The organism is Ructibacterium gallinarum (assembly GCF_014982785.1).
In the GTDB taxonomy this organism is placed as follows: Bacteria; Bacillota; Clostridia; order Monoglobales; family Monoglobaceae; genus Ructibacterium; species Ructibacterium gallinarum.
In genome coordinates, this window is record NZ_JADCKB010000015.1 from 45,365 (window position 1) to 69,691 (window position 24,327).

Here is a 24,327-nt window from a genome sequence, read left to right on the forward strand (position 1 = left end):
ATCGATGAAATTTCAATATATATAAACTTTTATCCTTTAACCGCGCCAATGAGCATCCCTTTGACAAAATATTTCTGAATAAATGGATACACCACTAAGATCGGCAAGGTAGCCACAATAATTGTTGCGTATTTAATACTTTCTCCAATGTTATATTTATCCACGCTGGAAGCATCTCCTGTCATAGCATCCGTGCTGTTGAGCAGTAAGATTTCCCGCAAAATCAGCTGCAGAGGATATTTGGCTCTGTCTCTGATAAACAACATAGCATTAAACCAAGAGTTCCAGTGTCCCACGCCATAAAACAGTGTCATGACTGCCAAGATCGGAAGAGATAGGGGCAAAATGATTTTAAATAAAATTACAATTTCATTTGCACCGTCAATCTTTGCGGATTCTTCCAGGCTGTCCGGAATCGCAATAAAATTAGTCCGCATGATAATCAAGTTGTAGGTGCTGATTGCGCCCGGCAAAATCAATGCCCAAAGTGTATTGCCAAGATGCAGCACTTTATAGGTCAGCAAATACCCCGGAATCATACCACCACTAAAATACATTGTAAAGATAATAAGAATGGTCAGCGTTTTTTTAATGGCAAACCGTTTTCTGGAGAGCACAAAAGCTCCAATGGACGTCATCAATACATTAACCAAGGTACCCACTACCACTAAGATCAAAGTCACACGGTAACTTGATAATATATTGGGGTTCCGCATTACCATTTGATAGGCGCCCATACTAAACCCTTTTGGCAAAAGCATAAGCCCCTTATCCCCAATAATCATATTACTGTCTGAGATAGAACAGGTAATGACATAGTAAAATGGATACAAAGTAATGACAATCATAAATAGCATAAACAGGGTATTGAAAATATCAAACACCTTACCGCTCCATGTTCGTTTTGTTACCATAACATCACCCCCTCAATATAAGCTTGTGTCCGTAAATTTTCTAGACACTGCATTAGCTCCTACCAACAAGACCAGATTTACTACCGATTGAAACAGTCCAACCGCCGTTGTATAACTATATTCAAAGGAGTTACCAAGACCTCGCCGATATACAAACGATGAAATGACATCTGCTGTTTCATAGGTGCTCGGGTTATAGAGAAGAATAATCTTTTCATAGCCTACACTCATTACTTGGCCAATTCGCATAATCAGCATAATAATAATAGTTGGTGCCAATCCCGGCAGCGTTACATGAAGCATCTGCTTCCAGCGTCCTGCCCCATCAATTACCGCTGCTTCATAGAGTTCCTGATCAATACCGGCTAACGCTGCCAGATAAATAATACTTCCCCAGCCCACGCCCTGCCATATATCCGTTGCAATATATATGGTCCGGAAATATTTTGCATCACCCAGATAATTGACCTGAGGTCCTCCCAACGCATGTATGACTTTGGTCACAATACCGTTGGTTGAAAAGAAATCCATAATCATGCCACAAATAACGACCAGTGAAATAAAATGTGGCAGATAAGTAACAGTTTGAATGGTTTTCTTAAACTTGCTTCCCTGCACCTCGTTGAGCAAAAGTGCGAAAACAATAGGTGCTGGAAAAGCAATCAATACACCATAAAAACTAATCAGAAGCGTATTACGTATCAGCCGATAGCAATACATACTGGAAAAAAACTCCTTAAAATACCGTAATCCTACCCATTCACCGCCAAACAATCCCGAAGATGGCGTATACTGTTTAAAAGCGATTACGATACCACACATAGGACCATAGCAAAAAATTAAATAATATAAAATCACTGGTATGGCCAAAATATATATGTATTTATTCTGAACCAATTCATTCTTCAATCGCACCCTTAACGGTTTTTTTACTTCTACCGTTTGCACCGCTGCCTTTTTATGTAACATGGCACTCTCTCCTTCCTTTGTCTGTTTTTATTGTATCTGTGACAGCTGCAAAAGTAAATCGCCACTTATTTGGAATTGATATACTTTTTTTTTGATTTCACTCAAAAATCCCATTGAATATCAGGAAATTCTGTATCTTCATAGGATAAATCCCAAATCGGGGTAAAAACTACCGCAATTTTCGCACTTGAAACATTGGGAAGATGAATGGATAATCTGTTGTGTCCCAACAAATCTCCTGCCGGATGGGGTGATTCTGGCAAGGGTTGTGCACGTTCCACCTCAAAAACTGCCCCAGCAGGTTCAGCAATTCTAATTTTTAATGTCTTTCCCTGCTGCTGAAGAACAGCTGTCCTCCCATTCTCTGAGATTGAAACAGAGGCAGGCGTCTGCAAAAACCAAAACAAATCTACTTCTGTTTCACAAGTTACCCAATCTTGCAGCAATACTTCTGTGCTGTCATGAAAGGTAGTCAGTCTGCGTTTTGCACTTTCCGCATATTCACTATATGCCGCCGACATATCCAACACTGCACTTGCGCCATCGTCCGTTTCTGTTATTTCTCCCATTTCTGCAGTCGCATACACATTTTGATCAGGCCCTTGGCCTGGATTCATCACCAAGGTATTATGTCCTTCTGCACGCTTGCGATAATAAGTCCATCTGCCAGCTGCCGCATCACTTTCCCAGTATCCATCACTATGGTAGTATGCTGCTCCCAATTCCTCTGCCCATCGCAAACCCATAGCATCCAGTACAAAGGTACCGATATCCAAATCACCATGACTGGATTGGTTATCTCCGCCTTTAATTGCTGCATATAATGCATTCTTGTCTGTCCAATTCTGGCGAAAAACCGCTATACTTTCTGCTCCTGACCATACTTTATTTAAAGATAAGCCAGCTTCTGCAGGATGCATAATATATGAAAAATCATACCAAAGCAAATCATACGCCTGCGGTTCCTCGGTTAAGGTTTCCAAATATCCTTGCGCAGGCTGCTGGTATTGCTTGGCCAGCCAAAATTGTTGTGGAGCCCACAGCATATTGTCGCCACTATCAGCGAAGTTAAAGGTTTTACCAATAGGAGAAGTCATATATAAGGGGAAAAAACCTGTATTGTTCATTCCAAGCATATTTTCAAGTCCAAAACTTTCACCTGCCGCTGTTTGAAGTGCCGACAAAAAATACACCATATATTCTGTGCCAAAGTCCCAATAACCCGGTCCCTCCGGATACGCTCCTTCTGGCGCCAGTGCATAGAATCCACGCATCATATATTGTACCGCATATGCCACAGCTTCAGCGCAATCATCTCGCCGTTCGGCAAAACACAATGCCGCTACACCAATTCCTCCATTGCATACACTATTCCAGTTGTTGGTGTTGTTTACAAAACCGCTTCCGCTCCGCATATAAGGCAGCGCTTGACTGATGCCAAGACGAATAATACCATCCTCTAGTATCTGTCGCCTTTCCGGCATCAGATAATCATACAGCCAATCATATCCTACTGCCAAAGCCAAGCTTCCCTCTCCAACATTTAAAAAATGCTCTGGATACAAGGTAGGAAATCCACACGTATTTTCCAGCTCTTTCCAACAGCATTCTGCATAAACCTTGTCCCCTGTAATCTGCCATAGACACGCCAAGGTTTCTACTCGCTTTTTTATTTCACGAATTTGATTCAAAAAGTCCTTTTTTTCCGATTCCACACTAGTCTGTACAAACGATACCGGAGAATATGTGTCTATACCTCCAAGGTCATCCGCATATTTTTTCATACTTTGCAACCATTGCCGATATGGCTCTTTGTTTGCATTCGCACGCACTCGATCAAAATCCTCTTTTTCTGCCATCAGCCGTGGATGTTCTCCCTGCGTCTTTTCCTGTACCAATGTTTGTACGGTTTCCCAATTCGGGACTTGTACATTGCCCTCTCCATAATCATATCCCAACTCATTCTGCAGTTTTTTTACCGCAGACATATCATAATCACCATAAAATAGATTAAGCGTTCCTAATGCAGACTGATCGTCTAAATAAATACGTACATACCGAATACCATCCGGTATTTCTTCATACATTTCACAGGCCTGCATAGGATGCGTAATAATTCGGTTAATGCTTTGTATCTCACACGGCAAAAGACGGTATTCTTCCCCGTCCGCCGAGCCTTGCACCGAGATTGTTCCTTCTAAACCCCGGTCTGTATAATACAGCAATTGGATGCCCTTAAGCTCTGCCGGAAGTTTATAAACAATAAAGCTTCCATTTTCTCCGGTTAAACGTTCAGTATCACCGTCATATGCAGAAGCCATATCTGTTTCTATTTGCAAAATTCCAGACGATGCTGAAATTTGAGACATATCCTGAAACAAATCCGACACTACGCCTGCATTCGCTCCAGCCTCTGTAACGCCACTGCGATCCAGCCGTACCGAGCTTGCAACCGGACACATCTTTGCACTTCCATCCCAGAAAAAAATCCACACTTCTTCCTCTGCTGAAACATCAAAAGGTGAAAAGACTATTTCCCCGCTGCCATTCTTGGTTTGTATTGCTTCCAATTGTCCATCCCTGCGTATACATGCTGCAATTAAAATTTCTCTATTCGTTTCTACCACTGGTGTAACAATTCCATCATCTGGAATGCACATCGTTTCCTTCCCTCTACTATCATAGAAAGTCACTGCACAGTGTTCTGCGGTAGAAAATCGTAAAGTTGCAGGGCTGCAAGCTGCTCCCTCAACCGTACAAAGCGAAGTACTGCTTGTAACCTCGTATTCTCTTCCAAATTCAAGTGGATCAGTGATTAATGTTACTGTTTTCTCATTTTCTTCCAAAACCGCCTCTACCGGATCACCATTCATGGTAAAACTGTTTGACAATGTTGCAGGATTTAATACTTGACTATAAGTAAGTCGAATTTTGGTATTCGGTCCAGCTAATTCAGTTCCCGGAACCGGAGTTGAAGCAATCAATTTTCCTCCAGAAGCAGCGAGACAGTTAATCTCTACCGAGGCAACTTTAGGCGTCCAGGCAGAAGAAGAGGTTTCATCTTCCTCTGCTCGCTGTAAAATCAATTTAAAATAAACATTGTTCGCTTCTACCGTCTCACAACTGTATGTATACATTGAAAATCCAGCTTCTTCCGGTTTTCTTTCATCTTGTGCACGCTGCAGTTGAACTGGCATATAATTGCTTCCGTCTGCAGATACCTCAGCAAGAACTTCGTACTTTGGCGGCGCAGCTCTGTCCGCTTCAAAGGTCGTAATGCGGCATGAATCAACCCCTTCTGGAAAATAATATACAATTTCAGAAGGCCCTAGATTAGTATCCAAGAAGATTCTGCTTTCATCTCCGCAATAGTTTGCCGGATTGGATCGATCAAAGTAAAAAGCAGGGGATCCATTTGCCTTCTTTGTATACGAAACTACATGATTGACCCCTTCTTCAACCGCATTCAATTCATCAATAAACCGATCATCTCGTACAGGTACTTCCTCTTGAAAAAGCCATATTTCCCCATTGATTGGTGTTCCAAAAATATCTTGTACCCCTGTATAGGAAATCTGATAAGTCGCTCCATCCTCCATACTTTGTGCAAAAGTCAAAACAACCGTATGCAAATCTGGTTGTATCTGCGCTATATACTCAATGGTCCGGCCTGCAGATGAAACAGAAATATTGGTAATGCTTTCTTTGTCTATGGGATAAGAAAACCGCATAACCGCTTCTGTTCTACTTCTCTTTTCAATTGCATTTAAAACGGCTTCTGCTCTTTGATAAACCCAAAAATTATCAATCAAAATCGTTTCTGCATTCCAGCTTTTCATCTTACATCCTACTGTAGAAATTTGCGTAATGCCTTCAGGCAAAAGCAACCTGTCTTGATTGAGTTTTTGTCCGTCAAAATAAACATCATAATTATCCTCATACAAAACAACACAGATATGATACCAGACATTGGCAGAAAAAGCTGGCTCCCGCAAGGAAGGGCAGGCCTTCAACACCACATTTCCAGAAGCGGTATTGGCAATAATGCCAACACTTCCAACCTCGCTTTCAGCATTTCCATTATCTAAAATCACAAGTGGTATATTTCCGTCCACAACAAATAAGTTTTTTACATTCGCCGTGGTTCCGCATAAAATTTGCAATTCCATAACAATCGGCCGGGCTTCTGTTGGCCATATCGGTTCTTCAAATTGCTTAAAAAAGCCTGACTCTTCTGGTATCATTTTGGGAGAAGCAATCCGCATTTTTAGCATTCCAGAATTTACATATGTCGATGCATTTCCAAAAACATTTAATTCCTGAAGGCTTTCGCTTTCTTCAAAATGATTTTCATAAATTATTTTAGCATCACTTGCCACAACCTGAAAGGGTGGAAGCCATGCTGATAAAAAAGTAACAAGGAGCGTCCATATCAAACACCCCCGTGCTTTTAGTTTCATATGAACGCCTCCTTGTCAATTATTAAATACATTACGCAAACTACATTATTTAAATTGTTGCAGACGATATAAAATCACCGCTGCTTGTGCCCTTGTCAAGCTTTCAGCAGGGGCAAAAATTTGTGAACTGGTTCCTTTCATAATCTCACTTCCCACTAGCTTCGATATTGCCTCTTTTTGTTCTTCATTCATCTGAGCAATATCTGTAAAAGCGGATATATCGGCAGTATTTAAATTGATTCCAGCTAAATCTGCCGCATGAGCCGTCACCATTGCAGCCTGCAAACGACTCATTTCCTGTGAATTTTCCATTTCCGTCAGCAAATCATCTTTAGACACTCCAGTTACCCTTGCTGCCCAATCAGCAAACACGTCTAAAGAAATAGTATTTTCCGGTCTATAGTATAGTGTAGTAAAACCATCAATCAATCCATCTGTAAATAAGCACTCAATTTCATTTTTAGCCCAGCATTCTGTAATATCTGTAAACGATTTCATTTGCTGTGCTTTCCCGTAGATAATAGCTTCCGTAACACTGTTCCATCCACTCGAGCTATTTCCGTGTCCAAAGAACCGAATATATCTGCCGCGTACCGGCTGTGAGAAAATATATGCTGCAAGCTTATCGGTGGTTCCGCTGGTTTCTCCTTCCCACACCGTAGTCCAGTTTTCATCATCGCTGGATACATCAATAGAGAAATAATTGGTACGTTCATTACCACTCATAAACGATAAACCCATTGCTCCCAAATCTTTTTCTTCTCCCAGATCATACCGGATCCACTGATCTCCCTCAGCGGCCCATCTGGTATCATAATCACCATCCAGCGTGTTTTCCGGAACATTTTCAGGTTCCGGTACATCACTGGCCTTGACTCCTACCGGGGTATAAGTTGGTGTATCTTCCGGAAGTGCAGTAACAGGCAACGTCACAAACCGTACCGCGTAAGTAGCCGGTGAAACATTGTCTTGATCTGGCGTCACATGGATCAGCGTTTGTCCCAAAACATCTTCCTGCTGGTCAATTTCCACCGTTCCATTATTGGTTGTTGCTTCTACTTTAATTGGATTTTCAACCCAATCCGGGACCTGAATGGTATATACATATTTGTTCGGAGCAAATTCTTCAACCGGCACGCCATCTACCGTCAAACTGCTCAGTTCTGCTTTTTCCATGTCTTCCATGATCCAATCGTCCAAATCCGCTACCTCAGGGACAACACGGTTCGGATCGATTTCACCTGTGTACAGCGGCGTTAAAATCACACGGATTTGCGCCGTTTGAACATCAGTCAAGTGAATCGACAAAACACTCATCCCGTTATGCGTAGCATTGCCTTCGGGATTGGGAGTCCCCTCTATAGGGGATGCCGGTCTTACTTCCAAAACGGCATCAGCCGGAGTTTGCAGCGTTACCAAACATTTTTCTCCACTCCGCGTCAAAATCGCCGTTTTGCCGTCTTCGGCAATATCTACCGTTGCCATCGTGTGCATGGACCAATATAATTCAGAAGGTTCATAACATTCGACTTCATCCTGAATCAAAACCTGCTGTTTTGAATCAAAAACCATCATGCCACGGCGGACACTGGATGCATCCTCTGCATAAGCATTTGACATATCCAAAATGGTATAACCCCCGCCTTTTACTGTGACAAAATCCGTAATTTCATCCACGGCCAATGGATCCTGATCCGGATCCATATCCGGATTAATGACTAGTGTATTATGTCCCTCGGCACGTTTCCCATAATAATTCCATCTTGCGCCTGTTGCGCCCGTATCCCAATAACCGGAAACATAATAATTTTCTGCGCCCAATTCGCTTGCCCAACGCTGCCCCAATGCATCAAAAACAAAGGTACCAATATCCAAATCACCGTGGCTGGATTGATTGTCACCACCTTTGATCGCTGCATACAAGCCATCAGTATCTTCGAACGAACTACGGAAAATACTAAAGTTTTCCGCCCCGCCGCGATAGCTATCTAATGGATAATCTACCTCTTCCGGGGTTGCATAATAATCGGGATTGTAATAAATCATATCCCAGGTTCCTCCGCCCGGATGTACATTCATCTGATACCAGGAACAAACCGGATTATTAAATTTTTCAGCAAACCAATAGGCCTGCGGACCATCTTGAATGCCCTCACTGCTGTCAGCAAAGTTAAAATTATTCTTTGATGGACTGGAAATAAATAGCAGAAAATCTCCGGCCTTGTCGAATCCTTCTACTTGAGACAGCCCATAATCCTGTCCCAGCACATGATCCATCGCACTCATCATATATACCAAATATTGGGTACCAAAAGCCCAGTAGCCAGGTCCTTCCGGGTAAACGCCATCCGGTCCCATTTCTGCAATACTTTTCGGGGTATGCTTTACCGCAGCGGAAACGATATCAGCACAGTATTCATAGTCCGTTTCCATAATCGCTATGGCGGCAACTGCCAAACCGCCGCAGCAAACACCGTTCCAGTTGTTGGTGTTCTGCGTAAAATATGTTCCGCTCATCATATATTCATAACCGGTATCCAATTGCTTGCGTATTCCATCCTGTGCCCTCTTGCGCTGCTGCGGCGTCATCCAGTCATACATCCAATCGTATGCCACCGCAAACGCAAAGACACCTTCTCCAACATTGAGATAATGTTCCGGATACAATGTCGGAAAATCCATGGCATTTACCATTTCTTCATAGGCGCGCTCTGCATACCTTTCATCGCCAGTGAGTTTCCACATCATAGCCAAATTCTCTAAACGAGCTTTAATCTCCCGAACTTGAGTCAAAAAATCTTTTTGCTCATTTTCCACATTGGTATCTACAAACTGTACCAGCTCAGCTTCAAAATACTTTTCGCAGGTTTCTGACAACGATGCAAACCATCCACTATATGGCTCATTGCCCAAGTTGGCGCGAATGCGTTCAAAATCCTCTTCTGTCGCCACAAGTCTGGGATGGACACCTTCCATCTTTCTTTCCTTAAAGGTTGCAATAATCTCTTCTGAGGTTGGCACTGTCACCGTTTCCATACCTACATTTGTGTTTTTCCCTTCCGTCGCCTCTAAAGCTGTATTCAACGGTCCATAATATAATTCCAAACGTCCGAGCTTGGGGCTCCAGTCCACCGTGTTCTCATTAATGTTGCTAAACTCAATCTTAAAATACCGCATACCAGCAGGAATTCCAGACAAAAGCTCATTCATTTCCGGAGTCAACCCAGTTCCGGTCATCGTCGTTGTGGTCATTTGTATTTCCTGCCAATTTTTTGCATCTGATGACAAATAATATTTCAGTGTTGGCTCAGTACCGGCACCGCGTGCGCTTCCAAAAAAGTTCTTCAGTCTAATGGCAGAAATATCATCTGGTGTCTGATATATAATACTTGCACCATTTTGTGCCGATCCACGCACCACGCGCGTTGCATCTCCTCCATGTTCCTCCGGCTTATCCGTATTAAGGGCAAAACCTGGGTCATAGGAATACATTTTAGAAAAATCAGCAAATTCATCAATCAATACATTATTACTACCGCCAGTATTTCTTGGTATTTGAGTATTCACCTCGACTCCTGTCACAGACGCCCCAGGCTGAAGTGTAATCTTCAAAAACCGGTTTTTCCCTTTGATTTCCTGCATACTGATACAGTCATTTTCCACTTCCGGCCGCTGTGTCCGATATGTCCCATCTTCCTCCACAGACAATGAAATCGTCACCGCTTCACTGTCACCGGTATAGTATACATAAAACTGATTGATATCTTCCGTAGATTTATATAAGATAAAACCACCGTCTTCACTGGTACATTCCAGGGCATTTACGCCGTTTTGCCGGCTCAATTTGACGTTTTCATAAGTTTTAACTTTTGATAAATCACTCAACTGATCTACGATGCCGGCCGGACGAATATTTTTTTCCAACGCCCATACAGCGGAAACAGAAAATATCATGGAAAAAGCCACCAACATTGTTATTATGCGTTTGATTCCTTTTTGCATGGTTAACCTCCTTTTCCTAAATCAACCGTCAATTCTCTGGGTCCCTGATGCATCTATTAATGTAATTCCAGACAAAGGCCGTTGCAACGCCTCGTTTGTCCGAGCAAAAATTTTAACATATGCATCATTTGCCTCCGTATCGATCTGCAATTCCGGCAATGAAACCGTTTTTGTTCCTTTTACCAAATTTTCTTCTTTTCCCATACTGATCCCCTGTATTTTACCATTGGCATAATACACTGCGTATACAGTTACCGAAGCACCATCTTTCAGGCAGGTGATATCCGCCTTTGGCGTAACTTTACCAGATGCCGGAAGTGTTTCCATACCAGCCAGACCCGCGTTTTCCAGTGCGGCCTGATGCGGTGAAAATAAAGTATAAGTGCCGCCCGCAATCGGCCTGCCATACAAATCCAAAATTCCTTCCCCGACTTCCAAAGAATATATACTGCTGTAATCTAATGGTTCTGCCAAAGTTAAAATCACCTTTGTACCGCTGGCATCCACAGACACCCCTTTTGCCTGCTGACCATTAACCACAAACTGCTCCGGCCGCAATGTCTGATCATCCAGCATAATCGTAAATGGGATGCCTGGAGCATCAACTGCATCTGCTTGTACCGCCTGAGAATCTTTAATTACTGCAACCGTTCCTTCTTCCGGCAGTAAACTGTTGAATTTAATATTTGCGATCTTGGTTGCCCATGCAGACCCTTCTATTCTTCTGCGCATACGAATAATAAAATATGGATACTCCTTTTCCTCTGCCCGATAGGTATATGAAAAAGGATAAAAGTTATCTTTTGCGCTCTGGGACAACTGAGTCTTTTCCACCTGATCGGTAACATCAATATAAGTCGAAGTATCATTTAAATCACCCAGAGACTCTGCAACTGCAAACTCCAAATCGTAAAATGCCGATTCGGTAGATGGATTGGGATTGTTATAAATCCGTAAAACCGCATCCCGAATACCCGAATCCAAACGATATATCAGCCGGGTATCGTCTGCAGCACCTCCCAGAAAAATTCGGCTGGTGTCTCCATCATAGTTCTCAGGATTTGCCACATCCACAGTCATACCCAGGTTATTGCTTGTAATGTCTGAAGGGTTCACCACTTTTCCGGTTTTATCGGTAATGCCCACCAGCTGCGGAATAAACCCCGTTGTACCAAACTCAAATTCATCCAGCACCATATCGGTTGTATAAGCCGTGGTAAAAGATACCGAAGCCGGGCTGATCTCCATTCCATCTTCCAGATCCCGAATGCCTCCCCCTAAGGTTACGGTATAGGTTCTGTTGGGACGCAAATCCTTGCCGAACGTCACGGCCACGGTGTTCTCTCCTTTAAGCGTTACAGCATCCACTTCAGCAACAGGCTCCGTGCTTACAACAGCCTGATCAATAGTGGAAGAATCCAGTGTTTTGTTAAACGTAAAGGTTACTTCCGGTCTTAAAGAAACTTCTTCTTCGCCATTTTCCGGAGATGTCATTTGTGCAAAAGCCGGAGACGGCTGTTCTCTTGTGGTAAACTGCATTTGCGTATCCAGTACGCTGCCCATAAGGTCTGACAAACCGCCATAATTTATGGTATAGGTATTGGAAAGAGTCAATCCCGCAGGGAAAGCAATATTAATTCGGGTCATATCGATGCTGTCCAGCTCCACCAAATACTGGTCGGCCAGCGTCCCGTTTGCATCTGTCACGGTAAGATTGCTGACCGTTTCCGGATTCAGAGGTGTGTTAAAGTCCAAAACCAGTTTCTGGGTTTTTTCAGAAACATTCACAGCACTCTCCTCAATGGTACTGCTATCCAACCGTAAGGCATCAAGGGGCTGAATGATCAGATCATCATAATAAGAAGATTCATTCGACCAGGTGCGGTGATTATTCACCACCCGGGTAATTTGTTTCTGATTACCGTTGCTCAAAATCAGTGGTGTATCATTCAGTTTTTCATTCTGAAAATATACATCGTAGCTGTTTCCGTAAAGTACCAGAAATATCTGATACCACTCATCGTTCACATACACATAATCCTGTGCTTTTGTACCCGCCAAAGCTAAATTTCCATTGAGTGAACTTGCATTAATCTGCCCGTCGTCAAACTGGATCAAAGCTTCTCCATTTACATTATTGACAGTATCATCCAGTCGCAGTACTTTTTTAACATTTCCTTTTGCCTGAAACCGCACTTTCATTTCAACGGAAACTTTTTCATCTTCTCCAAATGAATAGACAGGATTTTCTTTAAATTCATGATTATACGATGCATCTGTCACACTGTCTGTTTTGATTAGCTGCATTTCTGTAACATATCCGCTCTCATCAGGATAAGGCAAAATATTCTTATCTCCATTCAAAACAAGACAGCTCAGCGGGTCACCTTCATTCAGATGAAAATTCCCCAAGTCCGCCTGTGTATCATAATGGTTGATATAGATCCCATTTTCTGACACTGCGCCGAAAACAGGTATTACCGTCTGAGTCAGCATAACTGCTGCCACGGTAAATACACCGATTGCCTTTTGGATTTTCTGATGTTTAATCATAAATTGCCACCACCTTTGTATCAGTATAACGGGACTGGATCAATACGTATGACGCTTCATCGCCCAACACTTTTCTATCCAGAATATCTTCTGCGGAGCCCAAGGTAACATTGAGTTTGCCTCGAAGATCTTCGATCCGGTAAACATTACCCCGGATCAAAATATTGACTTTTTCCATCTGTCCTGCATCATTGAGACCTTCCAGCTGAATAATATTTCCATCCTTGCGAACGACCTGCCCATAAAAGACATAATTGATATTGTCAAAACCATTTGCCTTGTTTCCGCTTAAGACAGACCGCGTCTCATAATCAAACAACTTTTCCACATACCGCAGGGTTCCCTGTGCGTTTACCGCTACACGAACACCATCTCCCGGATTAATTCCCTCCAGCAGTGCAGCGTCATCGGTTTGATACTGCTGTTCTTTTCCATCCAGCAAAACGGTTACGCTTTGCACCGGAATTCCTTCGTCATCCAAAACAATGGCAATTTCTTTAACAATACCAATTCTTGAATCCATCTGAATGTCCGCAGCGCTTCCGGTTCCCACATTTTCATAAGAAATCACTATATCCTGCACCAAAACATCCTGTTCTGTGATAAAGGTGCTGACCGTATAATACGTGTCGTTGGAAAAATGTTTATAATTCTGGACCTCATAGTTTTCATCGTCGGCACTTGCTTCAGTAGCTTCTGACGGGACCAAAAAAACAATGGTGCTGTCATCTACATTGAACTTTCCGCCAAAGCACTGAGAAATCTCTTTATAATACAGCGTTCCTGCCGAAGCATCGTAAGTCTGCATAATATCTCCGCCGATTTCTTCCGAAGTCGGAAGTGTAATTTTTTTCAGCGTTCCATCGCTGTTTTGGTTGATCTTCATCAACCGCTGGCCGCCTGTTAATCCATTCAGCCATTCATAGGCCTCCGCCGCGCTGAATGTGACATCATTGATATTGACCTTGGGTGCCAATTCCATAATACGAATGTTACCATCCTGCATCAGCAGTTTTACCTCCGCATTATCAAAACCGACTTCACGTGCTTTCATGAAATAAGCATACTGATCGCCCAACTGTTCTCCCTTTTCAAAAGCGGCGATCTTTCCCAAATAATCTAAATAGAAAACACCGCTATCTCCCGCCTGTAAGGATAGGTTCTTCTCCTCAAGATATTTCTGAAAATGGTCTGTTAACTCAAACTGTTCGCTGGCCATCTGAATGCGCACACTTCCGTCTTCGCCTGTCGTCACCAGATTGATCTTTCCCTCTATCGCGTCAGCAGAAATAATAATACGGATCGAACGCTCAGTCCCTTTGGAAATGGCTACCGATGCCACATCATATTCAGACAGCTGGGCCAACGGAACCTCATTGCCATATTTATCAACCATAGAAATTTTATCATTGGTATTCAATTCCACAGGCGTTCCTGTATATTTATCATAAAACCGCTCCGTATTTTGACTGACACCGGAAATTACAAAGGTTTCATAATCCATAATTTTTGCGACCTGATACCCCTGTCCGTTATCGATCAAAGTCACTGTCCCATTTTTGGGTACCATAAGTTCCTGTGTGAAATCGGCCGGATCCGTAATGGCCTGCCCATTATAGATCACGGCCGCTGTCCCGGAAAGATTTGCAGTACCCAGATTGCCGTTTTCGTTATAATACTTCAGTGAAAAATCCGCAAAACTCTGAATGTCTTCTGTGTTGACCGTCAAGGTCCGCACACCGGGTGCGCTACACATATATACTATCGCATTATTTTTATCCTCATATTTATGATACCATGCGTTTACCTTAACTCCTAAAAATTTAGAAACCAAACTATATTTTGCATCAAATTCGGTCTCATCGATCCGTACCCGATCTTTGGAAAGTTCAGATCCGGAATATAATGCCGTATCATAGGTGGCTGTCACTTGCCCGGTAATCGCATAGATGTTATGAAATTCCTCCATCATGTTAATGTAAGAATAAGTTACCTCTTCCCCGATGGATTCAGGAACCAAAGCATCGGTATCAATCGCGTTGTAAAATAAGGTAACGATATCCTGATACGTCAACTGATCTCCCAATCCTGTGCCGCTGGTCAAACCGATTTCCGCCGCACATTTGATATATCCAGTGGGATATCCTCCTTTTTCCGCAACATAGGGTGCATACCCCTGCGCAGAAAGCATAATTTTCAACGCTTCCTCCGGCATGATTGCCCGATCTGGCTCAAAATTTGTACCATCACCATTGATCAAGCCCCGCGCCGCAGCAGCAGAAATTGCCGCGTGATAAGTATGGGATACGGGAACATCCTTGAAATACACATTTTCTGTTTCATCAAGCGGAATATTATAAAGCAGATCCGCTAAAGCCATAAATTCTCCGCGGGTTACTACTGCATCCAAATTTGCAGTGGTTCCAGCCCAAACACCCAGTCCTTGAAGGGTGGACAGCTTTTCTGCCGACGCGGTAGTTACCGCCGCTGCATGGGTTTGCGAGGCAGGAAGGCCAAGAGCAAATATACAAAGTACAATAAAAAATGCTGATAATCTTTTTCCCATCTTTATTCCTCCTTCGAACCGATAAGCCTATACAGCATCTGTGCCGCTTCGGCGCGGGTCGCCGTTCCGTTTGGAGCAAACGAACCATCCGGATTGCCCGCAATGATTCCTGCGCCGTATAACGCAGCTACCGCCCCTTTCGCATAATCTGCAATTTGATCCGCATCCGTAAAACTCATTTCTGTCTCTGAAAATTCCATCCCGCGAATTTCCGCTGTACGATAAACCATGACGGCCATATCCTGCCGGGAAATCTCCTGTCCTACACCAAAGAGTTCCGCATTCACACCATTGGTGATACCCGCCGCTGCACCCTGTTGTACAAAGGAATAGAACCAAGCATCTTCTGGAACATCCAGAAAATCTACGGTTTTATCGGTCTGGGGAACACCTGCGGTCAAGACCGCCATTTTCAGAAATTCCTCTCTGGTGACGCTGCTATTGGGCGCAAACATTCCATCTTCTTTGCCGTTGATAATACCCAATTCATACATAGCATAAACCGCTTCTTTTGCCCATGCGGCGTCTTCCATATCGGAAAAAGCTTCCGGCTCCTGCTGCGTTTCCTGTACAATCGGTTCTACCGGCTCAAGGCCTTGAGGATTCTGTATGGAAATTCCGCCGCCTCTGGAACCGCCGCCTCCGCTGTTACCGCCGCTGATCACTGTACTGCTTCCAGTGGTTTTTGCCAGTTCCCGCAAACGTTCTTCCAAAGCCTGTAATGACGTAAACCGCTTTCCAGTTAAATTTTCATATGCTTTTACTTTTCCTGCATCCGACAGAGCCTCTATACTGTTGACTTCCTCACTAATTCCTAGCTCTCCTTTGCACGATGACAGCACATACTGCACATCGAACCGTCCGTTTTTGGGATAGGCTACCGCGGTCAACAGTATGCTCTCCATATAAGCCTGCCGAAGCGCTTTCGAATTTTCAAACGTCTTTAAAGCGAGCGCATCATAAACTTGACTGGGTTCCTTAATCCGTTCCGACAAAATTTGCTCAAACACATCACCATCCACTACGGCACCCAATGCACTTCCTTTCTCTTCCAGCGTCTTTTGAATCCAAGCTGCGTCACGGCTCTGACTGAGCTGTTCCACCAAGGTCGCGGATTCAAAAATAGATGCCGCGTTTGTCGTATCCGTTTCCGAATACGGCCTGCCGTCTACCAAAGCCTGATAGATATTGGTATAGGGCGGCTGGATCTGCTCCAGCATCGCAAGATCCATTCCTAAAACAAAAGCATTGGTATAGCTTCCACAGGCTTTCTGCAGAGCCTGTTTCATTTTTTCTGCTGTATCAGCGGCATTGATATCTGCAATCGCAGACGTAATATCCTCTGTGCTTTTATATACAAAATCATAGGCTTCTTCTTCTGTACCATATTCTCTACTAATCCACGCAGTCGCTTCCCGGGTACCACCATTCATATCAAACGCAAACGAAAAACTTCCATCCTGGCTGGGCTGCTGATTAATATAAAGAATATCTTCCTGCTGTGCCGCTGTGGTCTCTTTTCCTTCCGGAAGTACAGTTATGGCAATGATCTCATTGGGTTTTGTCGTTTCCAATTTTCCGCTGATGGTAACTTTACTTCCCTGCTGTGTACATTGTACTGTACCTTCTGCCGAAGCCGTACCTCCAAACAAACACAATACTGCAAGGATTCCCGCTCCCATTTGATGCCAACCTTTCATATCCATTCCTCCTATCGCTTCCTTTCTGCTCTTTTACGTTTCGGCACTCTGATTTAAGCAAAATCCGAATTACTCCGGATAGATCCACTGACCAGCCGGTACAACCGTTTCCTGTCCGTCAATTTTTACATAAACATCTGTATTGCTTGGATTGTAAATATACTCTTCCGTAATTTCCAGCGTCTTTTGTGCCTGAAGATAATCATAAAATTCTATATTGGTAGGATTCCAAATTTCATCCTTATGCGCCTGCACTCCCTGCAGGAAAGGAACCAAAATCGTACTCCACGTTTCCTCCGGACGACCTGCAGATACATCCTGATCAAATTCCCAACTGTGCCCCCAAACTGAAAACAGATACAACTGGCCATCGTCCGGCAGGTTATAAAATTGATCTTGCAAAGCTTCAAAATTATTATCCGTATGATGACAGGTGAACTTCCAATTCTGGAAATCCTCCGGAATAGCGAAGGAGCCTCCATTAGTAGAACTGTTCCTCCCGTACATATGTCCGGTTTCTTTTAAATATTCCACAATATCCAGTTCGGTTAAAGAACCCGCAGCTCTGCTGTATGGATAAGCAAATCCGCGCACTTCTGTCCCCAACTTATCCTCAATCTTCTGTTTTCCTGCAAGAATATCTGCTTGCGCCTCTTCCAGACTGATTTCATTCAGACGGGGATGGGTATCCGTATGATTCGCAGCCTCTTGATGACTGTAAAGTTCCACATAGGAATCTATATCCGTCGTGCTCATTCCATTAAATTTGGTGGCGTTCAGATTGAAAGTGCCTCTCACGCCATACTGATTCATATAATCGATCATGGTTTTATCTGAATACTGCGGACCGTCATCATAACTCAATGTAATCGCCTTTCTGACAAAACCGGGGTAGTATGTATTATCCACTTCCCCAAAGGTAGCCTTGGGAAGCGGGATCATTTCCGCCAGATCGTTCCATGCCAGGAATTTCAATGTCTTGCCCTCAGCATCTGTCACAGATAACGTTTCCTCAAACTGAACCGTTTGCTCCCCAGGTGCCACTTGCGGCTTACAAACCGCAATCTTTTCCAAAACATCACCGTCATATACCGCCGTGGCCAAAAAGACCTGCTGTGTTTCCGTTGTTTCGTTGTTGAGATTAAACTGCGGTTTCAATGTTCCCACACCAAATGAAGTTTCATTCCCCTCTGTATCAAGCAACGCTGTTTTCACCAGCGTTACTGAAGCCGGTTCCGTCGTGAACTGCAATCCTTGTGTAACAAGATTGTCATATACATCATAAACCTGATTCGGTTCAACTGTATAAACCGTCTCTCCCGTCATCCGGATCGGAAGATTCAGCGTTACCTGCTTGCAGTCACTGCGCAGTTCTACATCAACATTTTCTATTGGCACTCCGTTTGCTTTAACGGTAAAGCTGTTTGCGTTTACACTACCGTAATACAGTGGTGTGTCATAATTCATCTGAATCATCCGTCCGCGGTTAACGGCGGTTTCTCCATTGGTAGGAGAGCTGGAAACCATACCGCTGCTTTCTCCAGGCGTCTTATAATTCAACGTGATGTTTCTCAGTCTCGGTGTCCAGCTGCTGTCCGGATTTGTCTTTTTCATGGTGATTTTTAAATACCGGTTTCCTTCCTGCAAAACTCCGCTGTATGTCCACAAATCCGTAACCCCTGCTCCCGGCACAAAAGATGCATCTCTTTGGGGTACTACCTCTGTTGCCGTATTGGTAAACTCATTGGCCTCCGGATATACAACCATACGTATCGGCTCGGTAAACTGGATTCCATCTGCTGATTCAGAAACATAGATCGTAGACTTTCCGTTTGAATTATAACTAATGTCAAAAAAGTCAAAGGAATAATCACCGCTGCCGCCCAAATCAAAGATAATGGAAGATTCATACGAGGTATCCAGCATGACCCGCGAAGTGTCTCCGTCAAATGTCTCCGGAGATGATGTATCCAACTTAAAGCTTCCCTCTAACTTATATACACCGCCTCTTCCAGCTTGGAGCGATTCAAATTCATTAATCAAACTGTTTACATTGGCAACCGTTTTAAAGGTATAGCTCCGGCTGTCCTGGGCAACTGTATAATTTCCGTCTTCTGTTTTGACTCCTTCTCCAAATGTCAGCGTGTACTCCTTGCCTGCCAGCAAATTCCCCTGGAACCGCAACTGAACCGTTTTGTTGCTGTTGCTCATTTTTGCTTCTGCCAAGGATACGGAAGCGGGGGCTTGGGCATCAGCCGCCGTCAGAGTAATGTTTTCGGCTGTCATTGTAGCGGGATCCATGCGCTGGTCAAATTCAAAAACAGGCGCAAATTCTGTCAATTCTATCATCGAACCAGAAGCAGGCTCCGCTTTTTTGATATTGGCATCCGTCAGTCTCACCGCAGTTTTAAAATGAAGGGCACCGTCTGCCGCTGTTCCAAAAATATCTTTTACTCCAGTATAACGAATATCATATTCACTCTCCGGATCCAAAGTCCCGTCTGGAATCGTCACTTTCGCACGTGTACGATCCTCATCATCGATTTCTACTGTAATTCCGGTTTTTTCTATTTCTCCTTCATACAGTTTGATCTGTTCCAAGCTTTCTTCATCCAACAGGGTATTAAAGTCAAGTAATACCGTCTGTCCGTTTAAGGCAACTTCATTGATAGAGGAATCAAGACTACTGCTCTGAAGCTGCAAAGCAGCCATTTTCTGCACAATCATGTCATCAAGCCATGTTTCGTCCTGCCCCCATACCCGGAACGTATACCGCAGTTTTTTGATACCGCTGATGCCACTATCCACTACGGGCCGTAACTGGTTTGTTGCCAAAAACATAATCGGCGATTCGTTCATCTTCATTCCATCCACATAATAATCAAAAGTATTGCCTCGGCTAACAATAAAGATATGATACCATTGATTGGCCGCATAATTTGTATCTTTTACCGAATTATTATTGGTATTGGGCAATAAATGTGTAAATCCACCCTGGTCTGTCGAAAGAACATCTGCCCACCATTGCCCATTGGTATCGCTGCCACTGAAAAATGCACGGACATTTCCTGTGCTCTTGGCCTTTAGTTTGTATTCCATGATCGTGGCAGAAGCAGAATCATCAAAATCATGGATCTCTTCGCCAAAATCTAAATCATTTGACATAGACGCTCCGCTGCCTGCTAAGGTCATGTGCAAAACTCCGTCTTCAACCGTACCATTCAACGCATCTGACTGACTGTCAAATCGTTTTTCAACAAACGGAGTAACTGTTTCCGTTGTTGGTTTTTGCCCGGAGGTAAAGGTAATGGTACCGTCTGCTATGCTGTTGTGAATATCTGTAAGCTTGCTGTAATCTATAATATATTGGGTTTTTTCCTGCAAATTCCCGCTCCACTCAAGTACCACACGGCTATGATCGGTTCCATCAAAATGTTTGCTCAATCCTTCTGGCACCTGGTCGTCTGCCGTTTTAAGCGTGATGGAATCCAAGGTATTTTGATCCAACAAGGTGTTAAAGTCCAAAACAATGGGTCCCTTTGTATCTGCACCAATCTGCCCATCTATAACCGTACTGTTTCTCAATGTCAATTCCTGCACAGGCTGAACACCCAGATCATCCAACAAAATATATCCACTGCCCCATGCATTAATACGATTGATCCACCGGTTGATACCGGTTGCATTTTTTTCCACAGCACTTGTGTCAACCGTAAAGACAATCGGTGTATCATTTAATTTTTCACCATTATGATATACATCATATTGTATCTGATGATTCTCTAGTGATTCTAATTCTATGTAAATATGATGCCATTGATTTATCCAATCCGCCTGAATCTTTGCAGTATCCCGCTCTCCATTAGTCTGGTATCTCGGATCATCCAAAGACAGCAATTCTCCTCCGTTCACATCCTGCACCAGCCATGTCCGGTTGGACTCATTCTGTGCTTTAATGGTGATAAGCGATTTACTGCTTCCCCAAGCTCCTCCGCCATCGGTACCTGGTAAAAATAGCTCAACGATATGAGAATCTTTTTCGTAAAAAAATTTAGTTTCTAAAATTGTTTTACTTCCCGGTGTAAAGGAATGTACCGCTTTTGGATATCCAACATCATAGCGAGCAGTAACTGCTCTTCTGTTTCCTTTATCAAAATCAATACGCCATGATGTTCCATCTCCCATTATCCCCACTTTGCGTGAAGTATCCTGATACCAAGACTGTACGGCAGTAGAAGTACTTTCCCCCTCGCCTTCCTGATAGCTGTCATTTACAATACTGACTGAATAATTTCCATCAATATCTGCTGCTGTCTTAAAAGTCTTCATCTGCTCTTCCGGGGTAACCACTGCCGCAGAAGCCGGTATCACTGTTCCTATCTGTAATGCGCTCAAAAGCATACAACCACTGATCAACCCGGATAATCCCTTTTTCCACCAAACTCTCTTCTTCACATTCTTCAGCTCCTTTTCTAAAATTTCTTTTAGAAACCAGTATTTTCGCCTTCCAGCTTCTACACATGAGTATACATGAGGCTATTTCCCATTGTCAATCATCTCTATTTATGAAACTATCTTCTTTTTTTACGATAAAAGCAATCCCGACCTTAAAATCAAGCAAAAAGTCTAAAAATTATCTATAAAACGCGCTGCTTTATGAAAATCATTTTAATTCAAAATCCAAACGCAATCTGAATATCAAAAACAAAACGATGTTTGATAATGCAATGAAAATCTTATTCTTTTTTGTATCTCAATGAAACAACAAACAACATAAAGTACCTGCCTGAGCAAACAGCCTAATTTTTCTTCTAAACAAAAAGCTTCCGCCTTCGTTTTTTCTAGATTTAAATTTAAAGGCTGACAGTACGACAATGAGGTCATCCTTTCATACTTTAATAACTCGGCAAATCATTTTATCATTTTGAGGATTGTTTTGCAACGTCCAACTTCTTCAATTTTATATAATTTCTACATAAAATTAATATAAAACAAACGGGCTTCCAGACATAGGAGTGAACCATTTTTAAATTACAAATTGTATTTTATCTTTCGTTTCGTTATCATCTATGAAATTTAAAACCCTTAACAATAAAATCATAATGAATAAAATATCAATTCAAAAAAATCATGTAGATTTAGAATATTAAAATTCTTTTGACATGTTTGCAGGATAATACAAAAAACTACCACTATTTTTTAAATATAAAAATTTTAACTAACATATCCTCATGAAATATCTATATAAAAAATATTCCATAATTACAACACACAGCTTCTTTACAGCCAGCATATTCTATTATATATAATTTATTTATAATGGAGTGAATAAATTTATGAAAGAAATAAAACCATTTGATGGACAGTCTAGCTCATTCGGGCTACACTGTCAACCATCTAAGAAACGCTGTTGTCCCTGCCGCGGTCCACAGGGAAAACCCGGTCCGCAAGGCCCCCAGGGAGAGCCTGGCATACAAGGGCCGCAGGGAGAGCCAGGCGTACAAGGACCGCAGGGAGAAACCGGTCCGCAAGGCCCACAGGGAGAGCCCGGCATACAAGGTCCTCAGGGCGAAACCGGACCACAAGGCCCACAGGGGGAACCCGGATCACAAGGCCCACAGGGAGAGCCTGGCATACAAGGCCCACAGGGAAAACCCGGTCCGCAAGGCCCCCAGGGAGAGCCTGGCATACAAGGGCCGCAGGGAGAGCCAGGCGTACAAGGACCGCAGGGAGAAACCGGTCCGCAAGGACCACAGGGAGAGCCCGGCATACAAGGCCCTCAGGGCGAAACCGGACCACAAGGCCCACAGGGGGAACCCGGCATACAAGGCCCACAGGGGGAACCCGGCATACAAGGCCCACAAGGGGAATCAGGATCACAAGGGCCGCAGGGGGAACCGGGTGTACAAGGGCCGCAGGGCGAGCCGGGACCACAAGGGCCGCAGGGGGAACCAGGCGTACAGGGGCCGCAGGGAGAGCCCGGCATACAAGGACCGCAGGGAGAAACCGGTCCGCAAGGCCCACAGGGGGAACCCGGTCCGCAAGGACCGCAGGGGGAACCCGGTCCGCAAGGCCCACAGGGGGAACCAGGTCCGCAAGGCCCACAGGGGGAACCAGGACCACAAGGGCCGCAGGGGGAACCCGGTCCGCAAGGCCCACAGGGAGAGCCAGGCATACAGGGACCGCAGGGTGAACCCGGCATACAAGGCCCACAGGGGGAACCAGGATCACAAGGGCCGCAGGGTGAACCGGGTGTACAGGGACCGCAGGGGGAACCCGGTCCGCAAGGACCCCAGGGAGAACCAGGCGTACAGGGTCCGCAGGGGGAGCCGGGCAACAATATCTTTGCCTCCTTTTTTATTTTTGAACTCCCTTTTTCAAATGGTCAGTTAATTCCCCTGATAACCGGAACCGAAGATACCACGGGAAACATCGTTCTTGCAAATAACACGCAAATTTCCTTAACCCCTGGATATTACTATGTTTCCTATAGTGTTTCAACCGTGTTAGATAATGCAGGATATATGCAGGTTACTCCTGCCTATAACAACACTTCTCATTTGGAGTATGGCATTTATTTTAAGACAAGCACCTCGTCTTCCAGTGCCTATGGATCAAGTGCCATTATTTTTTATGTTCCATCTCAAACCAATTTTACACTGACATATAACAGCAATACAGAAAATCGCTCTGGCGCTGCCACCGTAGCCATAATTAAACTTTTTAAAGATAACGAAATAGAATAACAAAAATAAAATAAAACTTTTCAAGACTAAATCTAAATTCTAAAAAAAGGCAGATATTCCATTATCGAATATCTGCCTCATAAACTATCCACCTTTACTGCTAACGGATACTTGCTACGTCTGCACTTTTATATATGCATCTTTCAATGGTTGTTGTCCCGCTAAATTCTTCCACATAAAAACCTTAACTGTGCAGTTGTCTAGCTTATCAATGTCCATCACAACCTCGCAAGTCCGGTTTACCGGAGTATAAGCGGTGTCGCACAGCAAACCGGTTTCATTGTCATATACCGCTGCCGCAATCCAAACAGCATTTGTAATCTCTCCGCTTTTTTCTACCATTATATGCAGTTTGTCATCGCTTCCAAACCGTGCCGCAGAAATTTTGTATGCAGCCGAAAGCAAGCCCGTCAATGA

At 43.6% G+C, this 24,327-nt stretch carries 11 protein-coding genes; 2 read left to right on the plus strand and 9 right to left on the minus strand.

The features are described from left to right. Window positions 1-29: 29 nt before the first annotated feature. From INF28_RS08110 to INF28_RS13000, 8 genes are all read right to left on the minus strand, one after another. A complete protein-coding gene (locus INF28_RS08110) occupies window positions 30-914 on the minus strand; it encodes a carbohydrate ABC transporter permease (protein WP_226392969.1) in 885 nt (294 codons plus the stop codon). 12 nt (window positions 915-926) lie between these two features. Next, window positions 927-1,883 (minus strand): ABC transporter permease, encoded by a 957-nt coding sequence (locus INF28_RS08115; protein ID WP_226392970.1) that lies wholly within the window; start codon window positions 1,881-1,883, stop codon window positions 927-929. Window positions 1,884-1,984: 101 nt separating this feature from the next. Then, window positions 1,985-6,343 carry a DUF4962 domain-containing protein gene (locus INF28_RS08120; protein WP_226392971.1) on the minus strand — a complete coding sequence of 1,453 codons (4,359 nt, stop codon included), beginning with the start codon at window positions 6,341-6,343 and terminating at the stop codon, window positions 1,985-1,987. Window positions 6,344-6,388: 45 nt separating this feature from the next. Then, entirely contained in the window at window positions 6,389-10,345 is a 3,957-nt protein-coding gene (locus INF28_RS08125; RefSeq protein WP_226392972.1) for a discoidin domain-containing protein, read from the minus strand. 21 nt (window positions 10,346-10,366) lie between these two features. Then, entirely contained in the window at window positions 10,367-12,898 is a 2,532-nt protein-coding gene (locus tag INF28_RS08130; protein WP_226392973.1) for an Ig-like domain-containing protein, read from the minus strand. After that, window positions 12,891-15,464, minus strand: coding sequence for an S-layer homology domain-containing protein (locus tag INF28_RS08135; RefSeq protein ID WP_226392974.1), 2,574 nt, complete (start codon window positions 15,462-15,464; stop codon window positions 12,891-12,893). Before INF28_RS08135 ends, INF28_RS08130 begins: the two co-directional genes overlap by 8 nt. Before the next feature lie 2 nt (window positions 15,465-15,466). Continuing rightward, window positions 15,467-17,164, minus strand: coding sequence for an S-layer homology domain-containing protein (locus INF28_RS08140; RefSeq protein ID WP_226392975.1), 1,698 nt, complete (start codon window positions 17,162-17,164; stop codon window positions 15,467-15,469). Window positions 17,165-17,233: 69 nt separating this feature from the next. Next, window positions 17,234-21,619 carry an Ig-like domain-containing protein gene (locus tag INF28_RS13000; protein ID WP_226392976.1) on the minus strand — a complete coding sequence of 1,462 codons (4,386 nt, stop codon included), beginning with the start codon at window positions 21,617-21,619 and terminating at the stop codon, window positions 17,234-17,236. A gap of 903 nt (window positions 21,620-22,522) precedes the next feature. On the opposite strand from INF28_RS13000, the gene INF28_RS08150 reads away from it, so the two are divergent. Both INF28_RS08150 and INF28_RS08155 read left to right on the plus strand, forming a co-directional pair. Further along, complete coding sequence (locus tag INF28_RS08150; protein WP_226392977.1) at window positions 22,523-23,557, plus strand: hypothetical protein; 1,035 nt, start codon at window positions 22,523-22,525, stop codon at window positions 23,555-23,557. A gap of 110 nt (window positions 23,558-23,667) precedes the next feature. After that, the gene (locus INF28_RS08155) at window positions 23,668-23,910 is read left to right on the plus strand and encodes a hypothetical protein (RefSeq protein ID WP_226392978.1); all 243 of its coding nucleotides are present in this window, start codon (window positions 23,668-23,670) and stop codon (window positions 23,908-23,910) included. Window positions 23,911-24,024: 114 nt separating this feature from the next. On the opposite strand, the gene INF28_RS08160 is transcribed toward INF28_RS08155, so the two are convergent. Beyond that, a complete protein-coding gene (locus INF28_RS08160) occupies window positions 24,025-24,324 on the minus strand; it encodes a hypothetical protein (RefSeq protein ID WP_226392979.1) in 300 nt (99 codons plus the stop codon). Window positions 24,325-24,327 lie beyond the last annotated feature (3 nt).